A 22,669-nucleotide genomic window follows, 5' to 3' on the forward strand; every position below is an offset into this window, starting at 1 on the left:
TCTCAATAACGGCGTTCTATCAACAGAGGGTTATCTTGTCTTGGGAGCATTCGTCTGATGACCATTCTCATCATCGACGACGAGGGGCCGCTGCGCGAAACCCTACGCGACATGCTTGAAACCTTGGGATACAACGTCCGCGAGGCGGAGAATGGCGACGCCGGTATGGCAACCCTTCAACTCACAGATATCGCCCTGATCATCACCGACATCCTAATGCCGAAGAAGGATGGTATCGAAACAATCCACGAAATCCGAAGTCTCTATCCCAGCCTTCCGATTGTCGCCATCTCCGGCGGCGGCGTAAACCGCGATATGTCTTTCCTCGCGTATGCAAGCAAGTTGGGCGCCAATCGCGTGTTGCAGAAACCGATCGGCTTCCAGGACCTTGCGAACACCGTCGAGGCCCTTGTCCCTCTGCACGACGCGCGCATTCCCAATCTCTTCAGAAGCTGAAGTTCGGAAGACCGGTACGCGATTATCGTTAGGTCGAAGCGGGTTCGCTGATGGCGTGAAGCGCTCTCTGAACGCACAAGAGACCAGATAGCGATGTCACGAGGTCGCAGTTCACTCTAGCTGCGCCAGTCGACCCAACGGCCGTGGAAGTCGACACGGCCGAGCAAGCGCGGCGACGGATCGTGGCTGGTGATCGAGGTCAGCGCGGCACCGGGTCGCCGACCGTCGCTCTCCATCTGCAACCAGACAACCGGAGCATCTTCAGCGGCATCGCTCAGCGCGCGCGACATCTGACCGGCGAAGGCGGCGCGCGCCGCTTCGGGGAAGTACTGTAGAACGATGCTGTGGAAGATCACGTGGCAATGACCTGGCCACCGTTCGGCCAAGCGCCCGGCGATCCACCCGACGGCGTCGGCCTGGCGAATCTCCGGTCTCTGCACGGTCGCGATCTCGAAAGCCGCTTGCAGGCGGGCGAGACGGTCGCGCTGGTCGGGCCAGAGGAAAGCCTTCAAGCGCAGGCGATGTTCGGGATTGTCAAGGTCGAGCGGATTGAGATCGCAACCCTGACGCGCCACGACCTCGACACGGCCGTTCGGCGGCGACGCACCTCGCCATTCCGGCGCAAGCTGCAATAGGCTATCGGGCTGACCCAGCCTCCGTCCGGCGAAGCTGTAGCCGTAAAGGCCCAGATTGAGGTTCAAGCCGGCCGAGCTACCGACTTCCGACAGGACAAAAGGCAGATCGAAGGACTCCGCAAGATACGAGAGACCGGCGAAGAGGCCGTTCGCTCGCTGCACCTCGTTGGTCTGGGGCGGGGAGTCGAGCCAATCGTGAATCCAGTCATCATGCTGAGCCAGCGCCTCGGTCACGATCCGCCATAAGACTTCGTCGTCGACCATCTCATTCGGCGGATAAACCGCGGCCAGGTCCGGCGCCCGGTCACTCAGAACCAAAGCATGAAAGCCGCCCATCAGGCGGAGCGGCACGGCCTGACCGCGCGGACTGGGATCCCCGGACCAAGTCAACACGCGCACAGCGGCCCGTCCCAAATCCGGTGTCAGGCGCGCGGCGCAAAGGGCCGTGAGTCGTGCCGTAAAAGGCGAACCCAACGCGCGGCAGGCCTCGCTCTGCTGCAGAAAAGCCGCACGTACAGCTGACTCCGACATGAAACCTCCTCTCTTGAGTGGAGTTTCAGGCTCGTCCGCCTTCGCCCCTCACGACCAGCCGCATCGACGCAGAGCTGCGCTGCTTTCGCCGCACTAGATCAGACAGTGACCAGTCGGACCCACGTATTGGGTCCGACGATTACGTTAAATCCAGTCTCGATTCAAAGTGTGAGAGTCTGTTTCTTGGGATCGGCGGAACCGCAAAGCGAGTCCATACCATCACAACAGGCTCTAGCCGCGCAAAGCCGCAGGATCTCCTTCGGGACGCTCGCGCAGATGGGCGGACAGGCGCCGCTCGATACGCCGGAACACCCCTTGCAAGCCGTAGACGATCACCAGGTAGAAGATGGCCGCCGTCAGGTAGAGCTCGTAGAACGCGAAGGAACGCGCCGCCACCCGCGAAGCCACGCCGGTGATGTCCATCAGCGTGATCAGGGAAACCAGCGAGGTTGCCTGCAGCAGGAAGATCACCTCGTTGCTGTAGGCCGGTAGAGCGATCCGTGCGGCCTTCGGCAAAATGATCCGGCGGTAGAGTTTGCTGCCCGACATCCCGAAGGCCCGCGCCGCCTCGACTTCGCCGTGCGGCACCGCCTGAATCCCGCCGCGCAGGATCTCGCAGGTATAAGCGGCGGTATTGAGCGTCAGCGTCAGGACTCCGCAGAACCAGGGGTCGCGGAACAGGACCCAAAGACCGAGCGAGCGGAGCGTGTCGGAAAACTGCCCGGCGCCGTAGTAGACTAGGAAGAGCTGCACCAGGAGAGGCGTGCCCCGGAAAAAGAAGGTGAAGCCCTGCACCGGCAGGGACAGCAGCTGGTTAAGGCTGACCCTGAGAATCGCCAGTGGAACCGCCAGGATCAGGCCAATCGCCAAGGAGACGGCCGTGATTTCGACGGTCAGCACAGCCCCGGAAAGAAAGCGCGGCAGACTGTCCCAGACGATATCGAAGTTCATGCTGCCAGCCCCCCTAAACCCGCCGCACGCCGCGATTGGCCCAGCGCTCGAGGCGACTTTGAACCAGGACCGAAACAGCGGTGATGCCGAGAAACAGCAGAGCGGCGGCGAAGAAGAAGGTAAAGGGCATGCGGGTCGCACCGGCCGCGATCTCCGCCTTGCGCATCAGCTCCTCGAGCTGAATGACGGACATCAAGGCCGTGGCTTTGATCAGAACCATCCAGACATTGCCGAGACCGGGCAAGGCGTAGCGCATCATCTGCGGCAAGAGGATGCGGCGGAACAAAAGAGTCCGGCGCATTCCGCTGGCGACAGCCGCCTCGATCTGCCCGCGCGGCACCGCCAGAAAGGCGCCGCGAAAGACCTCCGCGGCGAAGGCCCCGTAGATGAAGCCCAGGGTGATGGTGCCGGCGGTAAAGGGGTCCAGGTTGAGGCGGAAGTCGGCGAAGCCGGGACCCCACTGGCGCACGGTGGTCTGCAGCAGAGTCGGCACGCCGTAGTAGATCAGCAGGATCAGCACCAGCTCGGGCACACCTCGGATCACCGTGGTGTAGGTCTCCGCCGCCAGCGCCACCGGCCGCAGCGAACTGAGCTTGGCCCAGGCGGCGACCAGACCGAACACCATCGCCAGCGCCATGGAGACGAGACCGACCAGCAGCGTCATCTGCAGGCCCTCGATCAGGGTCGGCCAGCGCGCCTCCAGCGCCGCGATACTCTCCATCCTGCCTCCGGTATCCAGCCCGTCACCCGCCCATCGGAGGGCACCTGTCCTCAGCCGGGATCGCGCCCGACACCCGGGTCAAACGGCGGGCATCGGGCGGAAGCTCCGCTCGCGCAAAGGCGATCCGTTCTACTCCGCGCCGAAAACGTCGAAGTCGAAGTACTGATCGTTGATTTGCTGATAGGTGCCGTCGGCCCGAATCTTGTCGATCGCGGCGTTGAAAGCTTCGCGCAGTGTGTCGTCTTCCTGACGGATGGCGATGCCAGCGCCTGTGCCGAACCAACGGGCGTCGGTGAAGCCGGGACCGACGAACTCGTAGTCTGCACCGCCCTCGGTTTGCAAGAAGCCCTCGTCCAGGACAATTGAGTCGGCGAGCAGCATGTCGAGCCGGCCGGAGACCAGATCCAGATTCGCCTCTTCCTGGGATCCGTAACTGCGGACCTCCACCACACCGTCGAGGTTGTCCTGCAGGAAGGCCTCATGGATCGTCGCCGACTGCACCCCGACCACCTTGCCGTCCAGACTCTCGCTGTCGAAGGAGATCTCGTCCACGTTACCGACCGAATCCTCGACGCCGAGACCATCGGCGATGGAGTTCCCCGCGCCCTTTCGCTGAACGAACTTGGCCGGCGTCTGATAGTACTTGTTCGTGAAGTCGACGACCTGCATCCGCTCCTCGGTGATCGACATGGAGGCGACGATTGCGTCGTACTTCTCCGCCAGAAGGCCGGGAATGATGCCATCCCAATCCTGCAAGATGAATTCGCACTCGAACTCCGCGGCCTCGCAAAGCGCGCGGGTGATATCGATATCGAAGCCCTGCAGTTCGCCGTTCTCATCGATGAAGTTGAAAGGCGGGTAGGCGCCTTCCGTACCGATGCGCACGGTTTCCGCGGAGGCGGCCGTGGCCGCCAGGCCGAAAGCCGCCGCGGCGGCAAGGGTGAGTGCGATGTTCCGCATGGTCGTTCGGTTCCTCTCTTCTTTAACTCTCTATCTCTTCAAGGTCGCCCCGCCACCTATCCGGCCATGGCCAGATGGGACGCGAGGAAATGGCGGCAGCGGTCGGACTTCGGATCGCTCAGCACCTGAGCCGGCGGCCCTTCCTCCTCGACACGGCCTTCATGGAGGAAGATCACCCGGTCGGCGACATCGCGAGCGAAGCCCATTTCGTGCGTGACGATCACCATGGTCCGCCCCTCCTCGGCCAACTGGCGCATCACGCGCAGCACCTCACCGACCAGTTCCGGGTCCAGGGCTGAGGTCGGCTCATCGAACAGCAGCACGTCGGGCTCCATGGCCAGCGCGCGCGCAATCGCGGCACGCTGCTGCTGTCCGCCGGAGAGATGGGCCGGGTAGTAGTCGGCACGCTCGGCGATGCCCACCTTGGCCAGGAGTTCCATGGCGCGCGCCCTGGCCTGCTCCTTCGGCACGCCCAGCACATGCACCGGCGCCTCGATCACGTTCTGCAGGACCGTCATGTGGGTCCAGAGATTGAACTGCTGGAAGACCATGCCGAGGTGGGTGCGCAGGCGATCCACCTGGGGCCGGTCGAAGGCGGGCCGGCCCCGGCGGTCGCGGCGCACCTCCAGCAGTTCATCCCCGACCCAGACTCGGCCACTATCCGGAATTTCGAGCAGGTTGATACAGCGCAGGAAGGTGGACTTGCCCGAGCCGCTGGCGCCGATCAGGGCGATCACATCACCCTGGGCCGCCGTCATCGAGACGCCCTTGAGCACCTCCAGCGCACCGAAGGACTTGTACATCTGCTCGACGACCAGCGCCGGCTGGCGATTTGCCATCAACCGGATTTCCGCTTCCCTGGCATGCTTGCCACCCTTGCCCGGTCTGTTCGCCGGGCTTGTCATGAAGCGGCAACGTTACGGCGCCGTACCTGTGCTGCAAAGCAAAAACCTGATGGTTTCGACCGAAAAGTCCCAGGCGGGACTTGCGACGGCGCGGCCGGTCCCTGCTAGACTGAATGCTCCACGAAGGCCCGTACAGCGGCCCACAAACACGCGTCGTCGGGAGGGCTTCCGTCATGCGCCTGTTCGTCGCCCTGAGCCTGCCCGAGGACGTTCGCGAACGCCTCGACATGCTGGACAGCGGCCTGCCCGGCGCCCGTTGGGTCGCTGCGGAAAACCTGCACCTGACACTGCGCTTCCTCGGTGAGGTGGACAGCGCTCAGGCGCGGGACCTGGACGACACCCTGTCCGCCATCGACGCGCCCGGCTTCGCATTGACTCTGCAGGGCCTTGCCACCTTCGGCGACGGCGCGAAGGTGCGCGCCCTCTACGCGGACGTGGCCCCCAACCCAGCCCTGCTGCACCTGCAGGCCAAGGTCGAGAGTGCGGTCGCCCGCGCCGGACTTCCGCTCGAGCGCCGCAAGTTCAAGCCGCATGTCACCCTGGCCCGTTTCAAGGGCGATCCGGGCCCGAAGCTCGGCCACTATCTTGGGCAACACGGCCTGCTGCGGATCGGTCCCTTTCCGGTGGATCACTTCCTGCTCTATTCCTCTCTGCTCGGCGCCGAAGGCCCCCACTACACGGAAGAAGTGGTCTACGATCTCGAGCGGGTCGGCGTGGTTTAGCGGCCTAAGACTCACGCCCGGGCCTTACCCACCGCGACCTTCGCCATTCAGCGCAACCTCAAACGATAGCTGGGACCCGATACCTTGCCCCCCATCACCACCTTCTACTCCGTACGCGGTTCCTTCGCCTATCTGGGCCATCAGGAGATCGTCCGGCTGGCCCGCCAGCACGGGCGGCGCCTCGTACACAAGCCCATGCTGCTGTCCATCGTAGTACCGGAGACCGGCGGAATCTGGTTCACGGATCGCCATCCGGCCCGCGTAAGCCATGCCTGGGAGGACTTTCAGCGCTGGGCGGCTTGGCGGGGCGTGCCCGTGGTGCCGGAGGATCCGAAGAACCACTACGGACCGATGGAGCTGCCGAGCGGCTTAGTGGTCGCCGCGCAACAAGTCGTCGAGTCGGGCGGCAGCGGAGACCTGGACCGACTGGCTTTCGAGATCCTGGCCGCGCTCTGGCGGGACGATCGCGACATCGCCGATCCGGCCGTGCTCGACGAGCTGGCCGCTGCCTGCGGCTTCGACGGGCCGGCCCTGCGCGCGGGCGCGCTGTCCGAGGCGGCGCAAGCCGAGATCGCCGCCAACTCGCACGAGGCCGTGGAACTGGGCGTGATCGGTTCGCCCAGCTATCTGATCGATGGCGCGCTTTTCTACGGCCAGGACCGGCTTCACTTCGTCGAAGCGGCCCTGCAGAGATCGGCGGCGGCCTGAGGCGGAGGCGCGGGCCGGCGACTCGAGCCCCCCGGCTTGGAGTCGCGCGAGACGTTACTCGGCGGCGGCCTGGTAGATGCCGGCGGCCCTGACGCCATCGTCCACATAGGATTCGAACTGCTTGAAGTTGGCCTCGAAGCGCCGGACCAGGTCGCGCGCGATGCGGTCGTAAGCCTCGGGGTCAGCCCAGGTCGCCCGCGGGTCCAGAACCGCGGCGGGCACGCCGGGACAGCTTGTCGGCACCAGCACGCCGAAGTCGGGGTGCGGCTGCATCTCCACCTCGTCGAGTTCGCCGGCCAGGGCCGCCCGCAGCATGGCGCGGGTCAGCTTGATGTCCATGCGCCGGCCGACTCCGTACTGACCGCCCGACCAGCCGGTGTTGACCAGCCAGCAGTTGGCGTCCGCCGCCTGCATCTTGTCGCGCAACATGCGGGCATAGACGCTGGGATGGCGCGGCATGAAGGGCGCCCCGAAGCAGGTCGAGAAGGTCGCCGTCGGCTCGCTGCCCAGGCCCTTTTCGGTGCCGGCCACCCGCGCGGTGTAGCCGGAAAGGAAGTGGTACATGGCCTGCTCGGGCGTCAGCCGGCTGATCGGCGGCAACACGCCGAAGGCGTCGGCCGTCAGCATCACGATGTTCTTCGGTAACCCGCCTTGCCCCGCCGCGCTGACGTTGGGGATGAACTCGATGGGGTAGGAGGCGCGGGTATTCTCCGTGTAATGGGCGGATTCGAGGTCGAGCGACCGCGTATCCTGGTCCATCACCACATTCTCGAGAACCGTCCCGAAGCGCCGGGTGGTGGCGTAAATCTCCGGCTCGGCCTCGGCGCTGAGGCGGATCACCTTGGCGTAGCAGCCACCCTCGAAGTTGAACACGCCGGTGTCCGACCAACCGTGCTCATCGTCGCCGATCAGAGTGCGCGACCCGTCGGCCGAGAGCGTCGTCTTGCCGGTGCCGGACAGGCCGAAGAAGATCGCCGTGTCGCCCTTCGAGCCGATGTTGGCCGAGCAGTGCATCGGCAGCACGCCGCGGTCCGGCAGCAGATAATTGAGGATCGAGAAGACCGACTTCTTGATCTCGCCGGCATAGGAGGTCCCGCCGATCAGCACGATCCGCTGCGCGAAGCTGACCAGGACGAAGCATTCGGAGCGCGTGCCATCGGTGGACGGATCGGCCTGCAGGCCGGGAACCTGCAGCACAGTGAAGGCCGGATCGAAGTCCGCGAGTTCGTCGTGCGACGGCTGAATGAACATGTTGCGGGCGAAGAGGTTGTGCCAGGCACATTCGGTCAGGATGCGCACTGGCAGACGGTAGGCCGGATCGGCGCCGGCGAAGCAATCCTGCACGAAAAGATCGCGGCCCTGGAGGTAGGCCCGGGCCTTGGCCAGCAGACGGTCAAAATGGGCCGGCTCCATCGGGACATTGACCTCGCCCCACCAGACGGTGTCGAGACTCTCCGGCTCTTCGACGATGAACTTGTCCTTGGGGCTGCGGCCCGTGTGCTCGCCGGTCAAAGCCACCAAGGGCCCTCCGGCGGCGAGGCGCGCCTCGCCGCGTGTCAGCGCCTGCTCATAGAGCGCCGGTGCGGCCAGGTTCCAATAGACGTCTTTCAGATTACGCAAACCCAGGCTTTCCAACCCGTGCCGCGACACGACCGGTCCTTGCATGCCCACCTGCTGTCTCCCTCGTCGCTTGCTCGGCCCTTATCCCTAGGCCGCGTAGGATTTGTGTACCGCCGCCCAGTTTCGCGCGCAACTTTGCCGTCCTCGGTCTGGACCGCGGCGTGAGAGCCATGAGACGGCAAGGAGACTAGGATGCGGCCTACTCGGTCCCAACGGCTTCAGACCGACTGGCTCAGGATGGCGCCGCTTCCGCCTCGGCCTGCCTTCGGCGTGCCTGTTTGGTCAGGCGAACCAGCTCCACACGGCAGCTCTCGGCATCCCGCACCGGCTTGGCGAAGGCCAGCCGGGCCAGGCTACCATCCCTGCGCAGGTCACAGCCCTCCGGATCGACACCGGTCATCGTCCAGTCGGTTCCGGAAGGCGGCTGCTTCAGGTTCAGAAGCTGGCCGGCCATGACGGCGATGGCATCGGCATGATCTTCGTTCATGTGGGCGACGATCTCCGCTTCCGCCTCTGCCAGTGCCGCGGTACCCGAGACATCCATCAGCAGCTCTGCGCCCTCGATCCAGTGGATCCGGCCGAAGCCTGCCACCAGGTGCGCCCGTTCGACCTGCAGGCGGTAGAGGTGAAAGTCCCTGAAGTCGGAATAGAGCGCCGCACCGGGATGGCGGCGCACCACACGGGCCTTGAGCAAAGGATCGTCGACCGCCTCGATCCGGCCCAGCACCCCAGCGCGCGGGCCGGTCAGCGGATCGCTCAGCCCAGCCACGTCGCTGACCAGCAATCCGGCCCGCGCATCGGATTTGAAGTTCGCCGTATGGTCGGCCAGGTCGGAGAGCAACAGCAGCGGACAACCGGCATGGTCGACCGTCATCAGGACCAGCGACGGGTAGGGCCAACCGGATCCGTCCCGCGTCAGGCCTGTCGCCAAGGCCGCGGTTTCCGCTCGCCGTAGCAGACGGCGCACTTCGGCGGCCGGAGGGGTCTCGGCATCGCTCATGGATCGGAGTTGGCCGCGCCCGGTACGACCCGTCAAGTCTCTTGGCCGCTCACGCTCCAACCTGACGACTCCTACAGAGCGGCCTCGTCGCAGACGGGCCTTTCGCGGCCCGCAGTTCTGGCTCAGATTGGATCAAAGCAAGAACAAAATGCGGCGAATTGACTTGCCACAATTCCCCGCTCTGCCGCACCCTAGCCCGAAAGCGGCAGCAGCTTGGAGGAGAGAAGAGGCCGAATCGCATAGCCTCCTTCGGCCTCAGTTTTTCATTGGGCAAGGATCCCGCAGATGCAACACACCATCGCCCTGGTCGACGACGACCGGAATATCCTGACCTCGGTCTCCATGGCGCTGGAGACCGAAGGCTACAAGGTCCGCAGCTATACCGACGGGTCGGAGGCGCTGCGCAGCCTCTCCGCCCAGCCGGTCGACCTGGCCGTGCTGGACATCAAGATGCCGCGCATGGACGGCATGGAGCTGCTGCGTCGCCTGCGGGAGGGCTCCAACCTTCCGGTGATCTTCCTGACCTCGAAGGACGACGAGGTCGACGAACTGCTCGGCCTGCGCATGGGTGCCGACGATTACATCAAGAAACCCTTCTCCCAGCGTTTGCTGATCGAGCGCATCCGCTCTCTCCTGCGCCGCGAGCGAAGCAGCCGCGACGAAACGGGCGAGGGTCCGCGCGAGCAACCGCTGCTGCGCGGCAGCCTGATGATGGATCCTGGCCGCCATCTGGTGACCTGGCGCGACGAGCCGGTCAACCTGACGGTCACAGAGTTCTTGATTCTCAAGGCATTGGCCCAGCGTCCTGGCCACGTGAAGAACCGCGATCAGCTGATGGACGCGGCCTACGGCGAACATATCTACGTCGATGACCGCACAATTGACAGCCACATCAAGCGGTTACGCAAGAAGTTCAAGCAAGCCGACGGGGACTTCTCGCAGATCGAGACGCTCTACGGCGTCGGCTATCGTTATAAGGACGCGTAACCTTTGGTCTAAGCTTGTAGACTTCCGTCCCGCCTACCCGCCGGGCTACCCCTATTCGGATCGCGCGGCTGAGGGGAACGCCGGAAAAGCGGGATGACCCAGAGACTGCAAAACATCGACAGCCGATTGCCATGACAGCCGAGCCCTTCGACCCCGCCTACGAGGGTGCCCCGTCAGGCACGACCCCGCCGTCCACGGCCCAGCCGGCAAGAGACTCGGCCGAGGACGGGCAAGCGGCGGCGGCCAAGGCGAGTGCGAAGCAGCTCGATACGCCGTCCCATCGGCGGCGGCCGGCCTGGCGCTCGCCGCTGACCCGGCGGATCCTGGCGCTCAACATGCTCGTGCTGCTGATCCCGGTTCTGGGTCTGCTGCACCTGGACCAATACCGCCAGTCGCTGATCGATTCGGAATTGAAGGCACTTCAGGTCCAGGCCGAGACCTTTGCTCTGGCCATCGGGTCGGCCGCCGTCGTGGACACCGCGAGCGGCGAGCAGCAGCTACTGGAGGACGCCACCCGCCAGACCGTGCGGCTGCTGGTGGCCGGCACCACGTTGCGCGCGCGGATTTTCGACCGCTCCGGACGTCTGACCGCCGATTCCTTCGTGCTGATGGGGCCAGGCGGTCAGGTCAAGGTGACCGAACTGCCGCCGCTGGAGACCGGCAACAGCCTGGTGCGCTGGATCGACGATATCTACGACAAGGTGATCTACGGGCTGCCCGGCGACAACGGCCTGCCGCCCTACCGCGAACCCCTGAGCCAGAGCGCGCAGGACTACGCCGAGGCCATGGCGGCCCTGGCCGGCGATGCGGACGGCCGGGTGCGGGCCGGCGGCGAAGGCCGCATTGTCCTGTCCTTAGCCGTGCCGGTGCAGCGCTACCGCCAGGTCCTGGGCGCCCTGATGCTGACCAAGGACGGCGACAGCGTCGAGCGGGCGGTGCGGGACCGCCGCCACGACATCCTGCTGGTCTTCGGCATCGCCCTGGCGGTCACGGTATTGCTGTCGCTCTATCTCGCACGCACCATCGCGCTGCCGATCCGGCGCCTGGCCGAAGCTGCGGACCGGGTGCGCGGAGGCAGCAGCGGCCGACAACGCCGCGGGCGAGGGCAGCGCAGCTTCATCACCAGCCTGAGCCGTCGGCACGACGAGATCGGCGACCTGGCCCAGGCGCTACAGCAGATGACCGATGCGCTGAACATCCGCATGCAGGCGATCGAGGGTTTCGCGGCCGACGTCGCGCACGAGATCAAGAACCCGCTGACCAGCCTGCGCAGCGCCGTGGAAACCGCGGCGCGAATCGAGGACCCGAAGCAGCAGAAGAAGCTGATGTCGATCATCGTCGACGACGTGCAGCGCCTCGACCGCCTGATCAGCGATATCTCCGATGCCTCGCGCCTGGATGCCGAGCTGGCGCGGGCGGATGCCGAGGAGGTCGACGTCTCCAGCCTGCTGGCGACCCTGGCGGAGGTCTACCGCTCCGTCGGGGAGGAACGCGAAATCAAGATCGTCTGCGATGCCGCGACACAACACCCCCTGCGTATTCAGGGCCTGGAAGGACGCTTGGGACAGGTTTTCCGAAACCTCCTGTCCAACGCCATTTCCTTCTCTCCCTCCGGCGGCACCATCACGCTACGCGCCAGGCGCGACAGCCGCCCGCGCGCCGAAGGCGGCGATTGGATCGCGATCTCCGTCAGCGACGAAGGGCCCGGACTGCCGCAAGACAAGCTGGACGCCATCTTCGACCGCTTCTACAGCGAGCGGCCCGAGGGTGAGAAGTTCGGGACCCATTCGGGCCTCGGGCTTTCGATTTCAAAGCAGATCGTCGACGCACACGGCGGCGTCATCTATGCGGAGAATCGTTTCGAGACCGGACAGGTTTCGGGCGCCCGCTTCACCGTGCGGCTGCCGGCCGTCTGAGGTCCAGATCGAGATCCGGCCGAGCGACCTCACCCGACGGCTCGAAAAACCGATCGATCGCGCACGTTTCGAGCATCGCGCATTTACCCGAATGCAAGATGCGTTAGAAAGACACGGAACGACACCTGCCGAAATGGACCAGAGGCCGATGTGGACCCGAGGATGAGCGGATTTCCGGATCAGGAACTGCTGCATGCGACGGCGGTGGAGCTGGATACGCCCGACGGCCCTGTCGGCGTGCTGTTGCGTGGACCCAGCGGCAGCGGTAAATCGGACTTGGCCCTGCGCCTGATCGACGACGGCGCGCGTCTGGTGGCCGACGATCAGACGCAGCTGACCCGAGAGAGCGACCGGGTTCTGGCCCGCGCACCGGCACAGCTCGAAGGGACACTCGAAGTGCGGGGCGTCGGCCTGGCGGGCGTCCCCAGCGCTGCGGAGACGACGATCTGTCTGGTGGTCGAACTCACCGGCGGCACCCCGATCGACCGGCTGCCCGACGAGCATTCCGTGGTGCTGTTGGGTCAGGCGGTTCCAGCCCTCCACCTGGATGCCCGCGAGCCCTCGGCGCCAGCCAAGCTTCGCCTTGCGGCACGCAGCCGCGCTTCCGCACTGGTCACACCGTTTTTTGCAGACAAGGCAGCAGAGAAGGGACCGCAAGCGCTGCCGGTCGTGTTGGTCACTGGCCTCTCGGGCGCCGGGCGCACCACCGCGCTCAAACTGCTGGAGGACATCGGTTACGAGGCAATCGACAATCTGCCCCTGAATCTGCTCGGCCCCGCCGTGCTGGCCGGCCATCTCGACCGACCGGTCGCGCTCGGCGCGGATATCCGCAATCGCGACTTCGCGGCCCAGCCCTTTCTGAAACAGCTGGACGCCCTGGTCGCCGAACCGGCGCTGGAGGTCAAGCTGGTCTTCATGGACTGCGCCGACGACGTCTTGCAACGCCGCTTCACCGAGACGCGCCGCCGCCACCCCTTGGCTCAGGAGCGGCCGTTGGCGGACGGCCTCGCCGCGGAACGCACCATGACCGCGCCTCTGAAGGCCCGGGCCGACCTGGTGGTCGACACCTCCAACCTCGCGGTCCCCGATTTCCGCCGGCTGATCACCGGCCACTTCGGCTTAGGCAGCGGCGGACTGGTGGTCTTCGTGACGTCCTTCTCCTTTCGCCAAGGCTTGCCGCGCGAGGCCGACCTGGTGCTCGACGTGCGCTTCCTCCGCAATCCGCACTACGTGGAGGCACTGCAGCCGCTCACCGGCCGCGATCCCCGGGTCTCGGCTTATGTTGCGAACGACCCGGCTTTCGCCGGCTTCTTCTCGAATCTTACCGCTCTGATCGAGCCGCTCTTGCCGCGCTACGAAGCCGAGGGCAAGAGCTATCTGACCATTGCCATTGGCTGTACCGGCGGCAAACACCGCTCGGTCGCGATCGCAGAGAAACTGAGCACCTGGCTGACGGCCCAAGGCCGCGAGGTAACCGTCGGCCATCGCGATATGCCGACGACGTGAGCTCAACCGACTCGCGGCCCGGATCGCATATCCGGAGCAAAACCGGCCAACTTTCAGGGTCTCGACTCGATTCCACCGGATCCCCGAGACTGGGAACACCCAAGGGCGAACCCCAACTGTAGAGTGAGACTGTTTTTCTACCCATCAGGTGGTTCCACCTGATGGGAAAAGGGTCTAGCCTCCGGCTCCCACCTTCAGGGCTGTCTTGCCGATGATCGGTCTTCTTCTGGTTACCCACGGCCGCCTGGCCCAAGAGTTCATCTCCGCCATGGAGCACGTGGTGGGGCCTCAGCCAAAGGTCGCAGCAGTCTGCATCGGCCCCGACGACGACATGGAGGCGAGGCGCAGCGAGATCATTACACAGGTCAAGGCCTGCGACGAAGGCGACGGGGTCGTGATCCTGACCGACATGTTCGGCGGCACGCCCTCCAACCTCGCAATCTCCGTTATGGATCAGGCCAAGGTCGAGGTGATCGCCGGCGCCAATCTCCCGATGCTGATCAAACTGGCCAGCGTGCGCCAAAGTGCGACACTGGCCTCCGCCGTCGCCCAGGCGCAGGAGGCGGGGCGAAAGTACATCAACGTCGCCTCCCAATTGCTCGCGGGCGAGGCCGTTCGCTGAAAAGGGCCGAAGGATGAGCGATACGGCGCCTAGCACCGCCCTACCAGGCCGGCCCGACACCCACCGCTGCGTAACGATCGCGAACCAACGCGGCCTGCATGCCCGCGCCGCGGCCAAGTTCGTCAAGCTGGCCAGCAGCTTCGATGCCGAGGTGCTGGTGACGAAAGGGTCGAACGCAGTGTCCGGTTCTTCTATCATGGGATTGATGATGCTGGCCGCCGCGCCCGGCTGCCGCATCCGGGTGGCGGCCAGCGGGCCGGACGCCAAAGCCGCGGTGGAGGCCTTGGCCGAGCTGGTCGAACGCAAGTTCGATGAAGACTGAACCAGGTAAAGCGAACAGCTCCAAGCGCACCGCCAAGACCGAAACCAAAGAACGCGTCTTCGAGGGACTCGGGGTCTCTCCCGGTGTCGCCATCGGCCCAGCGCATTTGCGCGAAGGCGAAGTCGCGCGTGTTCCGGAGTACGGCGTCGCCGCGGCCAAGGTAGCCGCCGAGGTCCAGCGCCTCGAGAAGGCAATCGAGAAGGCGGTTCGCCAGCTTCAGAAGATCCGGAGCAAATCGGCCGGTTTCCATGGAACCTCGGGCGAAGAGCTCGGTTACCTGCTGGAAGCGCACTTACAGATGCTCTCCTCTCGACGCCTCCGCGAGGGCGTGATCGCACGGATCGCCAAACGTTTGAATGCCGAAGCGGCGGTGGCCCGGGAGATCGAGTCGATCGCCGCCGCCTTCGCGGAGTTGGACGACCCCTACCTGCGCAGCAGAGCCAGTGAGATTCGCGAAGTCGGCCAGCGTATCCTGCGTAATCTGAACCAACGCGGTTTCAGCGGTTTCGGCGACCTGAACATCGGCAGCGTCGTGGTGGCCGAGGAGATCACGCCGGCCGACACCGCCCTGATGGACCCCGCCAAGGTCGCCGGCTTCGCCTGCGCCTTGGGCGGAGCGGAAGGCCATACCGCGATCATGGCCCGCTCCCTGGGTTTGCCGGCGGTCCTGGGAACACCGGGCATCGTCGGTGGGGTCGATCCCGGTAGCCCGGTGATTTTGGACGGCTCCGAAGGCCTGGTGATCGTCAACCCGACCAAGAAGCGTCTTGCTTTCTATCGCAAGCGCCAGGCGGAACAGGCGAAGGAAGTGAAGGCGCTCGCCCGGCTGCGCAAACTGCCGGCGGAAACCAAGGACGGCACCCGCATCCAGCTCCAGGCGAACCTGGAGCTGCCGCGCGAGGTCGGCCAGGCGACGGCCGTCGGGGCCGAGGGCGTCGGTCTCCTGCGGACCGAGTTCCTCTACATGAACCGCAACGACCTGCCCGACGAGGAGGAACAGACCGACGTTCTCAGCGGCATGGTCGCCGGATTGGCGGGGAAGACCGTGACGATCCGCACCCTGGATATCGGCGGCGAAAAGCTTGCCTCATCCCTCGGAGGCCATCTTGGCGCCTGCGCCAACCCGGCCTTGGGGGTTCGCGCCATCCGGCTGTCCCTGCGCGCGCCCGAGCTGTTGGAAACCCAGTTGGCGGCCATTCTGCGCGCCGGCGCCGCAGGGCCGATCCGGATCCTGTTGCCGCTGATCACCAGCGTCGAGGAGCTGCGCGAGACGCGCACGATCCTGCTGAAGGTCTGGCGCCGCCTGAAGCGCCGCAAGGTCCGCATGGCCAAGGTGCTGCCGCCGTTGGGCGTGATGATCGAGGTTCCGGGAGCCGCACTTTCCGCCGACGCGCTCGCCCGCGAGGCCGACTTCTTCGCCGTCGGCACCAACGACCTCATCATGTATACGCTCGCCATCGACCGCGGCGAGGAACAGGTCGCCCATCTCTACAATCCGCTGCACCCAGCCGTCTTCCGGCTGATCCATTTTGCCGTCGATGCAGGATTGCGTGCCGGCAAGAGCGTTTCGGTCTGCGGCGAGATCGCCGGCGATCCACGCTACACGGCACTGCTGATCGGTCTCGGAGTCCGCGAACTGTCGATGGGTCCCAAGGCCTTGGCCCGGGTGAAAGACCGCGTTCGCAAGCTCGACGCGGCGGCCGCGGCGCGGCTGGCGAGCGAAATCTCGATGCTCAGCGATGCTGCCGAGATCGCCCGCTTGCTCGACTTCTTCAACGAACGGATCTGAAAGCGGCTGTAAACGTTGGGCGAAGGGCGGACGACACCTGCCGTCCTCCGCCCTTCGCCCTTCGCCGTTTCAGCGAGATCTACTGCGTCGGGGTGGCGCTATGGTCGTGACCTCCCATGTCACTGCCCATGGCCTCGACGGAGACCTCGACCGTCACCTCTCCGGCCTGCTCGAAGGTGAGCGTCATGGGAAAAGACTCGCCGGCGACGAGCGGCTGCTTCAACCCGATCAACATCACATGCAAGCCACCCGGCTCCAGTGCAGAAGGCGTACCGGGCTCGACCTCGATCGCCTCGACCTGACGCATCCGCATCACGCCTTCTTCCATCAGGTGCGTGTGCAACTCGACCGCTTCGGCTACCTCGGCGGACGCTTTGATCAGGCGGTCCGGTTCACTGCCTTCGTTGGTCAGCAGCATGTAGGCGGCCCCGGCCTTTGCCATGCCGACGGAAGCGCGTGCCCAAGGGTGATCGATGTGGATGGCGCCGGCCTTGAAGTCGTGTGCGATCGCCGTAGCGGTAGCCAAGGCCAGCAGGCAGAAGCCCGCGACAAACTCTTTCATCTTCGCTCTCCGGTTTGGGAATTGGCCTGCGTGAAAGGCTCGCCTCTGCACGGATCAGGCCGATCTGAGTGTCGTTCTTTCACATAATGGGGCTCTGCCGACTCGGGTCGGGCAGGACGCCCTCAAAGGGTCGTCAAACGAAGACAGGCGGAGCTCTTACCGGAGGTATCGAGAAGCCGGGCAGAGACACGGGCTGCGGGCTGGGTGCGGAGAGAATCGCGATCTCCACCGTCGCCCAGGGCAGTCGACAGGCAGGTGAGTCCGGCAAGACGACGTTGACAGCCGCCAGGGAACAGAAAGGGCAGGACTGCTTGGCCTCTCCCGCGTCACCCGGCAGAGGAACGAAACCGTCCGGCGTCCAGACCAGCCGTTTGAGACCTTCGGGCGAGCAGATGACGATCACCGGACCGCCGGGCTGCGCCGCACCGACGGCAGCCATGGCTGCGCCGCTGGTTGCATGTGCAGCCAGGTTGACCAGCAAGGCAAGAACGGAGAGCCTGGCGGCAGATCTGTAGAGGCGCCGAATCATCGCCGACACACTACAGAATCGGCGCGCAGCGACAAGCCAGTCTGCGTAGAGCGAGGCCGCGACTTTTCGCGCCGGCCCCGGAACCTTGCGCAGTAGCGCACCGTCTCGTGGTTCGCCGATCCGTCGGGTTCTCAAGTGGGCATCGCAGAACGGCTTGCTCGGGCGTCTTGCATCGAAAGATCGCGTTACGTTATATCATAACATTTCCTTTCTCGATTTGCCTCAGGAGCGTCTCGATGGTCCAAAGTTTGCGTGCCGGGCTCCTGTCCGCCGCCGTACTGCTACTGTCCGCGCCAGCGGTCGCCGACGACCAGCTTCAGGTCGCGGTTTCCATCAAACCCATACATTCCCTGGTGTCCGCAGTGACGCGCGGCGCCAGCGAGCCTCATCTGATCGTCAAAGGCGGCGGATCGCCCCACACCTACAGCCTGCGACCGTCCAATGCGGAGGCCTTGGAGCAAGCAGACGCCGTCTTCTGGGTCGGTCCGGACTTGGAAACCTTCCTGATCGGGCCGATCGGACAGCTCGCACCGCAGGCACGCAAAGTTTCCTTCCAGGAGGTCGAGGGGTTAGTGCGCCTGCCCGTCCGCGACGGCGGCGGTTTCGAGCCACATAGCCACGATCATGCCGAAGGGCATAGCCACGATCATGCCGAAGGGCATAGCCACGATCATGATCACGATCATGATCATGATGGCAAGGAGCCGCAGGCAGATCGCCCGGGCGCATTCAACGCTCACTACTGGCTCGACCCGGCGAATGCGCAACTCTTCGTCAGCCACGTCGCCACGGTGCTTGGCGAAATCGATCCCGATCACGCCGACACCTACCGGCGAAACGCGACCGAAACCTTGGAGCGGCTTGCCAGTCTGACCGATGAGATGGAGGCTGTCTTGGCACCGGTGGCAGGCGAACCCTTCGTCGTCTTTCACGACGCCTACCAGTACCTGGAGAACCGCTTCGGCCTGAACGCCGTCGGTTCGATCACCCTGTCGCCGGACCGCAGCCCCGGCGCGGGCAGGATCGCGGAGATCCGCGATAAGATTGCCGAACTCGGCGCCGCCTGCATTTTCGCCGAGCCGCAGTTCGAATCACGGCTAGTCGGCATCCTGGTCGAAGAGACTCAGGCACGGGCCGGCATCCTCGATCCCCTGGGCGCCGACCTGCCGGACGGCCCCGATCTTTACTTCGAGCTGATGCGGCGCAATGCAGACGCCCTGCGCGCCTGCCTGCAGCAGAGTTCCTGACGGCAAGCCGACGCGTTTCAATGCGAGAGCCCGGCAGGCGAAACACCGTCATGTCGAGAGCGGAATCGAAGACTTCGAAAGATAACAGGAAACCTGCGCCTCCACTGGCTGTTGCGATCGGCGGGAGGTGTGGTCTGAACGGGTACAAACGAGTCACGCGGCCTATTCTCTCGAAGCCTCGCCGTTATCTCCGGCTGCAGCTTGCCGGCTGCGGGTGATACTGCTATCTCCCCCGCAGACTCGAGGGTTTCCAACCAAAGATCTCGAACGTCTCCCGCAACGTTCCCGCAGCCAAAGGCTCGGGGCCATCGACCGAAGGACCGCTCTCCCATGGCCGAATTCACCGACTACAAGGTCAAGGACCTCTCCTTGGCAGACTGGGGCCGCAAGGAGATTGAGATCGCCGAGACCGAGATGCCCGGTCTGATGGCTTTGCGCGAAGAGTATGGCGCCTCCAAGCCGCTCAAGGGCGCCCGCATCGCAGGCTGTCTGCACATGACCATCCAGACAGCGGTCCTGATCGAGACCTTGATCGCGCTGGGCGCGGAAGTACGCTGGTCCTCCTGCAACATCTTCTCCACTCAGGATCAGGCTGCCGCCGCCATTGCCGCGGCAGGCATCCCGGTCTTCGCCTGGAAGGGCATGAGCGAGGAAGAGTTCTGGTGGGCGATCGAACAGACCGTCACGGGGCCGGACGGCTGGAAGATCAATATGGTGCTGGATGACGGCGGCGATCTGACGCAGCTCCTGCATAAGGAGGACTACGCACCGCTGATGGCGGACGTCCGCGGAATCTCGGAAGAAACCACCACCGGTGTGATTCGCCTCTATCAGATGGCCAAGGCCGGCTCGTTGAAGGCGCCCGCGATCAACGTCAATGACTCCGTCACCAAGTCCAAGTTCGACAATAAATACGGATGCCGCGAGTCCCTGGTCGACGCCATCCGCCGCGGCACAGACGTGATGATGGCCGGCAAGATCGCCATGGTCTGCGGTTTCGGAGACGTCGGCAAAGGCTCGGCGGACTCTCTGCGCAACGCCGGATGCCGCGTGATGGTGAGCGAGGTCGATCCGATCTGCGCTCTGCAGGCTGCGATGGAAGGCTATGAGGTGGTGACGATGGAGCAGGCGGCACCGCGCGCCGATCTCTTCGTCACGGCCACGGGCAACAAGGACGTCATTACCGTCGAGCACATGCGCGCGATGAAAGACCGCGCCATCGTCTGCAACATCGGCCACTTCGATACCGAGATTCAGATCGAGGGGCTGCGGAACATGAAGTGGGACAACGTCAAGCCGCAGGTCGACCAGGTGGAGTTTCCCGACGGCAAGAAGATCATCCTGCTGTCGGAAGGGCGTCTGGTAAATCTGGGTAATGCCACCGGTCACCCCAGCTTCGTGATGTCCGCCAGCTTCACCAACCAAGTGCTGGCCCAAATCGAACTCTGGACCAACACCGACAGCTACGAACGGCAGGTCTACGTGCTGCCCAAGAAGCTCGACGAGAAGGTTGCAGAACTGCATCTGGCAAAGGTCGGCGCCAACCTGACGAAGCTGTCCACGGACCAGGCCGACTACATCGGCGTGGGCACCGAGGGCCCCTTCAAAGGCGAGGCCTACCGCTACTAGACAGCATCACGCGCTGCTGGGTGCAGCGTGATGCAGCGGTTCAATCGCCGACGTTCGATCGCAACCACTCCGCTTGCTTGATGACGGAATCTCCCCGTAGACTCCGACTTGCGTGAAAATGCGCTCCAAGGGGGACGGTAGGGGCGTGCCACCACAAGAGCTTCGGCACGGCCTCTAGCGTTGGGACGGTATGACTCCGGCCTGGATTGCAGCGTTGGTCTGCATGGTTCTGGCTTGCTTGGCCGGGATCATGCTTTGGCGCGCCCGCAAGGAGGCGGCGACCAACGCCGCCGCAGAGACGGCGGCCCAGAGGGCTCTCAGGCAGGTTCAGGCGGACTTGCTGAAAGCGCAGGCACAGGCCGACAGCGTCGCGGCGGAGCGCGACGAGGAAAGCCGCCTGCGCGAAACAGCCGAGGCTGCGCGCGACAACCTCTACGCCTTGATGAACGGCCTGCCCCGGCCGGTCTGGTGGCGTGGCAGCGATCTTTCGCTGCTTTACGCCAACGATGCCTATCTCGCCGCGGTGGGCCTGGGTCGCGGCCAGGCCCTGGCAACCAACGCAGAGCTGGTCGACGCCGACGACCGCGAAGCAGCGCACGCGTTGGCACGTGCGGCACTCGGTAGTGGGGAGAGTCGGTCGCAGGCCTTTCATGTCGTCGCCGGCGGCCGTCGGGTACTGCTGGAGATCACCGAGACGCCCTTGGCCGATGGCACCCTGGTCGGACATGCCCGGGATCTGACCGCGGTCGAAGAGCTGCGCGCCGAGCTGGCACGTCATGACCGGGCCCAGAGCGACGTATTGGAGAACATCAACGTCGGGATCGCCGTGCTCGGCCCGGACATGCACCTGACCTTCTACAACCAGGCCTACGCGCGCTTGTGGCAGCTCGGCGAGGCCTTTCTGGCCGGCCAGCCGCACATCGCAGAGGTCTGGGACCGTCTCCGTGCCGCCCGGCGTCTGCCGGAGCAGGCCGACTTCGGCGAATTTAAGTCCCAGCAGCTCCGCAGTTTCCAGCGGGTGATCGAGCCGGTCGAGGAGCTGATGCATCTGCCGGACGGCACCACCCTGCGCTTCGTGATCAACCCGCACCCCTTTGGCGGTGTGCTGCTGACCTACGAAGACGTCACCGATACCTTGCGGTTGGAGCGTACCTACAACACCCTGCTGGAGGTCCAGCGAGAGACCTTGGACAACCTCTTCGAGGGCGTTGCGGTCTACGGCGCCGACGGCCGTCTCAAACTCTACAATCCAGCCTTTGCCCAGACGTGGAATCTGCCGGGCGAGTTGCTCGACAACCGGCCACATGTCCGGGAGATCGTGCAGCGCACCAGAGACTTCTATGACGTCGACGACGACATCTGGAGCAAATTGGCGGAGGAGATGGTCGTCGCCAGCACGGAACCGCGGGAAGCCAGTGGCCGCCTGGAACGCGCCGATGGAACGCAACTCGACTGGACCCAGGTCATGCTGCCTGACGGTGCCAGCCTCTTCACCTACGTCGACGTGACCGACTCCACCCGGGTCGAACGGGCCCTGCGCGAGCGCAACGAGGCGCTGGAGACCACCGACCGGCTTAAGTCGGAGTTCATCGCCAACATTTCCTACGAGCTGCGGACACCGCTCAACGCGATCATCGGTTTCGCCGAAATCCTGGAAAATCAATATTTTGGCCCGTTGAGCGAACGGCAGCGGGAATACAGCCATGCGATCGTGGACTCTTCCCAACGGCTGATCGCCTTGATCAACGATATTCTGGACCTGGCCTCGATCGAAGCCGGCTATCTGATCCTCGAGCGATCCTCGGTCTCGATACCCGACCTCCTGACCGACGTCGGGGGATTGGTGCGCGAAAGAGTGCGCAGCGCGGGACTGGATCTCTCGGTCGACTGCCCCGCCGACTTCGGTTCGCTGCTCTGCGATCAGCGACGCATCGTTCAGGCTCTCTTCAATCTTCTTTCCAACGCGATCAAGTTCACGCCGGAAGGCGGACGTATCCATCTGACGGCCGTGCGTGCTCCCGGCGAGGTGTTGCTCTCCGTCTCCGATACCGGTGCGGGCATTCCGCTTCAGGACCAGACGCGGGTTTTCGGCCGATTCGAGCGCGGCAGAACCAAGGCCGAGCGCCATGTCGGCGTCGGCCTTGGCTTGTCTCTCGTCAAATCGCTGATCGAGTTGCACGGCGGACGGGTCGAACTGCGCTCGACGTCAGGTGCTGGAACTCAGGTGACCTGCCGCTTGCCGGATCTGAACGAAGCTCTCGAAGCAGATGTCGAAACCGGTGCGGAGACGGGCGTGGACTCGGCCTCCCGACCGATCTCCGAGCCTCGCGTCAAGTCGGTCGAGTAACAGA

Annotated in this window: 21 protein-coding genes; 12 read left to right on the forward strand and 9 right to left on the reverse strand. The window is 64.7% G+C overall.

Going from position 1 to position 22,669, the window contains the following annotated elements:
• Positions 1 to 57 precede the first annotated feature (57 nt).
• Positions 58 to 456, forward strand: coding sequence for a response regulator (locus DBZ32_RS10705; RefSeq protein ID WP_208539193.1), 399 nt, complete (start codon positions 58 to 60; stop codon positions 454 to 456).
• Positions 457 to 572: 116 nt separating this feature from the next.
• Here the strand turns inward: DBZ32_RS10705 and DBZ32_RS10710 are convergent, their stop codons facing one another.
• The 5 genes from DBZ32_RS10710 to DBZ32_RS10730 all read right to left on the reverse strand — a co-directional run bounded on the left by DBZ32_RS10710 (position 573) and on the right by DBZ32_RS10730 (position 5,093).
• On the reverse strand, positions 573 to 1,622 hold the full coding sequence (locus tag DBZ32_RS10710; RefSeq protein WP_119167163.1) for a DUF2332 domain-containing protein: 1,050 nt from the start codon (positions 1,620 to 1,622) through the stop codon (positions 573 to 575).
• Between the two features lie 231 nt (positions 1,623 to 1,853).
• Positions 1,854 to 2,573 (reverse strand): ABC transporter permease, encoded by a 720-nt coding sequence (locus DBZ32_RS10715; RefSeq protein WP_119167164.1) that lies wholly within the window; start codon positions 2,571 to 2,573, stop codon positions 1,854 to 1,856.
• A 13-nt stretch (positions 2,574 to 2,586) separates the two neighbouring features.
• Positions 2,587 to 3,294: an ABC transporter permease gene (locus DBZ32_RS10720; RefSeq protein ID WP_119167165.1), complete on the reverse strand. Its 708-nt coding sequence runs from the start codon at positions 3,292 to 3,294 to the stop codon at positions 2,587 to 2,589.
• Positions 3,295 to 3,423: 129 nt separating this feature from the next.
• Positions 3,424 to 4,254 carry an ABC transporter substrate-binding protein gene (locus DBZ32_RS10725; protein WP_119167166.1) on the reverse strand — a complete coding sequence of 277 codons (831 nt, stop codon included), beginning with the start codon at positions 4,252 to 4,254 and terminating at the stop codon, positions 3,424 to 3,426.
• Positions 4,255 to 4,310: 56 nt separating this feature from the next.
• Positions 4,311 to 5,093, reverse strand: coding sequence for an ABC transporter ATP-binding protein (locus DBZ32_RS10730; RefSeq protein WP_119167167.1), 783 nt, complete (start codon positions 5,091 to 5,093; stop codon positions 4,311 to 4,313).
• A 239-nt stretch (positions 5,094 to 5,332) separates the two neighbouring features.
• On the opposite strand from DBZ32_RS10730, the gene thpR reads away from it, so the two are divergent.
• Positions 5,333 to 5,881, forward strand: a complete 549-nt coding sequence (gene thpR / locus DBZ32_RS10735; RefSeq protein WP_119167168.1) for an RNA 2',3'-cyclic phosphodiesterase — start codon at positions 5,333 to 5,335, stop codon at positions 5,879 to 5,881.
• Between the two features lie 84 nt (positions 5,882 to 5,965).
• Complete coding sequence (locus tag DBZ32_RS10740; RefSeq protein ID WP_162906710.1) at positions 5,966 to 6,589, forward strand: 2-hydroxychromene-2-carboxylate isomerase; 624 nt, start codon at positions 5,966 to 5,968, stop codon at positions 6,587 to 6,589.
• Between the two features lie 54 nt (positions 6,590 to 6,643).
• Here DBZ32_RS10740 and DBZ32_RS10745 read toward each other — a convergent pair whose 3' ends face one another.
• Both DBZ32_RS10745 and DBZ32_RS10750 read right to left on the reverse strand, forming a co-directional pair.
• Positions 6,644 to 8,254 (reverse strand): phosphoenolpyruvate carboxykinase, encoded by a 1,611-nt coding sequence (locus tag DBZ32_RS10745; RefSeq protein ID WP_208539194.1) that lies wholly within the window; start codon positions 8,252 to 8,254, stop codon positions 6,644 to 6,646.
• 187 nt (positions 8,255 to 8,441) lie between these two features.
• The gene (locus tag DBZ32_RS10750; RefSeq protein WP_119167171.1) at positions 8,442 to 9,209 is read right to left on the reverse strand and encodes a HugZ family pyridoxamine 5'-phosphate oxidase; all 768 of its coding nucleotides are present in this window, start codon (positions 9,207 to 9,209) and stop codon (positions 8,442 to 8,444) included.
• A 285-nt stretch (positions 9,210 to 9,494) separates the two neighbouring features.
• Here DBZ32_RS10750 and DBZ32_RS10755 point away from each other — a divergent pair, with 285 nt between their 5' ends.
• The 6 genes from DBZ32_RS10755 to ptsP all read left to right on the forward strand — a co-directional run bounded on the left by DBZ32_RS10755 (position 9,495) and on the right by ptsP (position 16,351).
• Positions 9,495 to 10,196 carry a response regulator transcription factor gene (locus DBZ32_RS10755; RefSeq protein WP_119167172.1) on the forward strand — a complete coding sequence of 234 codons (702 nt, stop codon included), beginning with the start codon at positions 9,495 to 9,497 and terminating at the stop codon, positions 10,194 to 10,196.
• 131 nt (positions 10,197 to 10,327) lie between these two features.
• Positions 10,328 to 12,112 carry a stimulus-sensing domain-containing protein gene (locus tag DBZ32_RS10760; RefSeq protein WP_119167173.1) on the forward strand — a complete coding sequence of 595 codons (1,785 nt, stop codon included), beginning with the start codon at positions 10,328 to 10,330 and terminating at the stop codon, positions 12,110 to 12,112.
• Between the two features lie 162 nt (positions 12,113 to 12,274).
• Positions 12,275 to 13,618 (forward strand): RNase adapter RapZ, encoded by a 1,344-nt coding sequence (gene rapZ, locus DBZ32_RS10765; RefSeq protein WP_119167174.1) that lies wholly within the window; start codon positions 12,275 to 12,277, stop codon positions 13,616 to 13,618.
• A gap of 211 nt (positions 13,619 to 13,829) precedes the next feature.
• Positions 13,830 to 14,240: a PTS sugar transporter subunit IIA gene (locus DBZ32_RS10770; RefSeq protein ID WP_119167175.1), complete on the forward strand. Its 411-nt coding sequence runs from the start codon at positions 13,830 to 13,832 to the stop codon at positions 14,238 to 14,240.
• A 13-nt stretch (positions 14,241 to 14,253) separates the two neighbouring features.
• A complete protein-coding gene (locus DBZ32_RS10775) occupies positions 14,254 to 14,562 on the forward strand; it encodes an HPr family phosphocarrier protein (RefSeq protein ID WP_119167176.1) in 309 nt (102 codons plus the stop codon).
• A complete protein-coding gene (gene ptsP / locus DBZ32_RS10780) occupies positions 14,552 to 16,351 on the forward strand; it encodes a phosphoenolpyruvate--protein phosphotransferase (RefSeq protein ID WP_119167177.1) in 1,800 nt (599 codons plus the stop codon). The genes DBZ32_RS10775 and ptsP overlap by 11 nt, the downstream gene beginning before the upstream one ends.
• Before the next feature lie 79 nt (positions 16,352 to 16,430).
• Here ptsP and DBZ32_RS10785 read toward each other — a convergent pair whose 3' ends face one another.
• Both DBZ32_RS10785 and DBZ32_RS10790 read right to left on the reverse strand, forming a co-directional pair.
• Positions 16,431 to 16,913: a copper chaperone PCu(A)C gene (locus DBZ32_RS10785; RefSeq protein WP_119167178.1), complete on the reverse strand. Its 483-nt coding sequence runs from the start codon at positions 16,911 to 16,913 to the stop codon at positions 16,431 to 16,433.
• Positions 16,914 to 17,046: 133 nt separating this feature from the next.
• Positions 17,047 to 17,442, reverse strand: coding sequence for a DUF2946 family protein (locus tag DBZ32_RS10790; RefSeq protein ID WP_162906711.1), 396 nt, complete (start codon positions 17,440 to 17,442; stop codon positions 17,047 to 17,049).
• A 236-nt stretch (positions 17,443 to 17,678) separates the two neighbouring features.
• Between DBZ32_RS10790 and DBZ32_RS10795 the strand changes: the two genes are divergently transcribed.
• The 3 genes from DBZ32_RS10795 to DBZ32_RS10805 all read left to right on the forward strand — a co-directional run bounded on the left by DBZ32_RS10795 (position 17,679) and on the right by DBZ32_RS10805 (position 22,665).
• Complete coding sequence (locus DBZ32_RS10795) at positions 17,679 to 18,689, forward strand: zinc ABC transporter substrate-binding protein (protein ID WP_119167180.1); 1,011 nt, start codon at positions 17,679 to 17,681, stop codon at positions 18,687 to 18,689.
• Positions 18,690 to 19,019: 330 nt separating this feature from the next.
• Positions 19,020 to 20,318 (forward strand): adenosylhomocysteinase, encoded by a 1,299-nt coding sequence (gene ahcY, locus DBZ32_RS10800; RefSeq protein ID WP_119167181.1) that lies wholly within the window; start codon positions 19,020 to 19,022, stop codon positions 20,316 to 20,318.
• 223 nt (positions 20,319 to 20,541) lie between these two features.
• Positions 20,542 to 22,665, forward strand: coding sequence for a sensor histidine kinase (locus DBZ32_RS10805; protein WP_235830141.1), 2,124 nt, complete (start codon positions 20,542 to 20,544; stop codon positions 22,663 to 22,665).
• The last annotated feature ends 4 nt before the right edge of the window (positions 22,666 to 22,669 follow it).

This window comes from Algihabitans albus, from assembly GCF_003572205.1.
GTDB classification, from domain to species: Bacteria; Pseudomonadota; Alphaproteobacteria; order Kiloniellales; family DSM-21159; genus Algihabitans; species Algihabitans albus.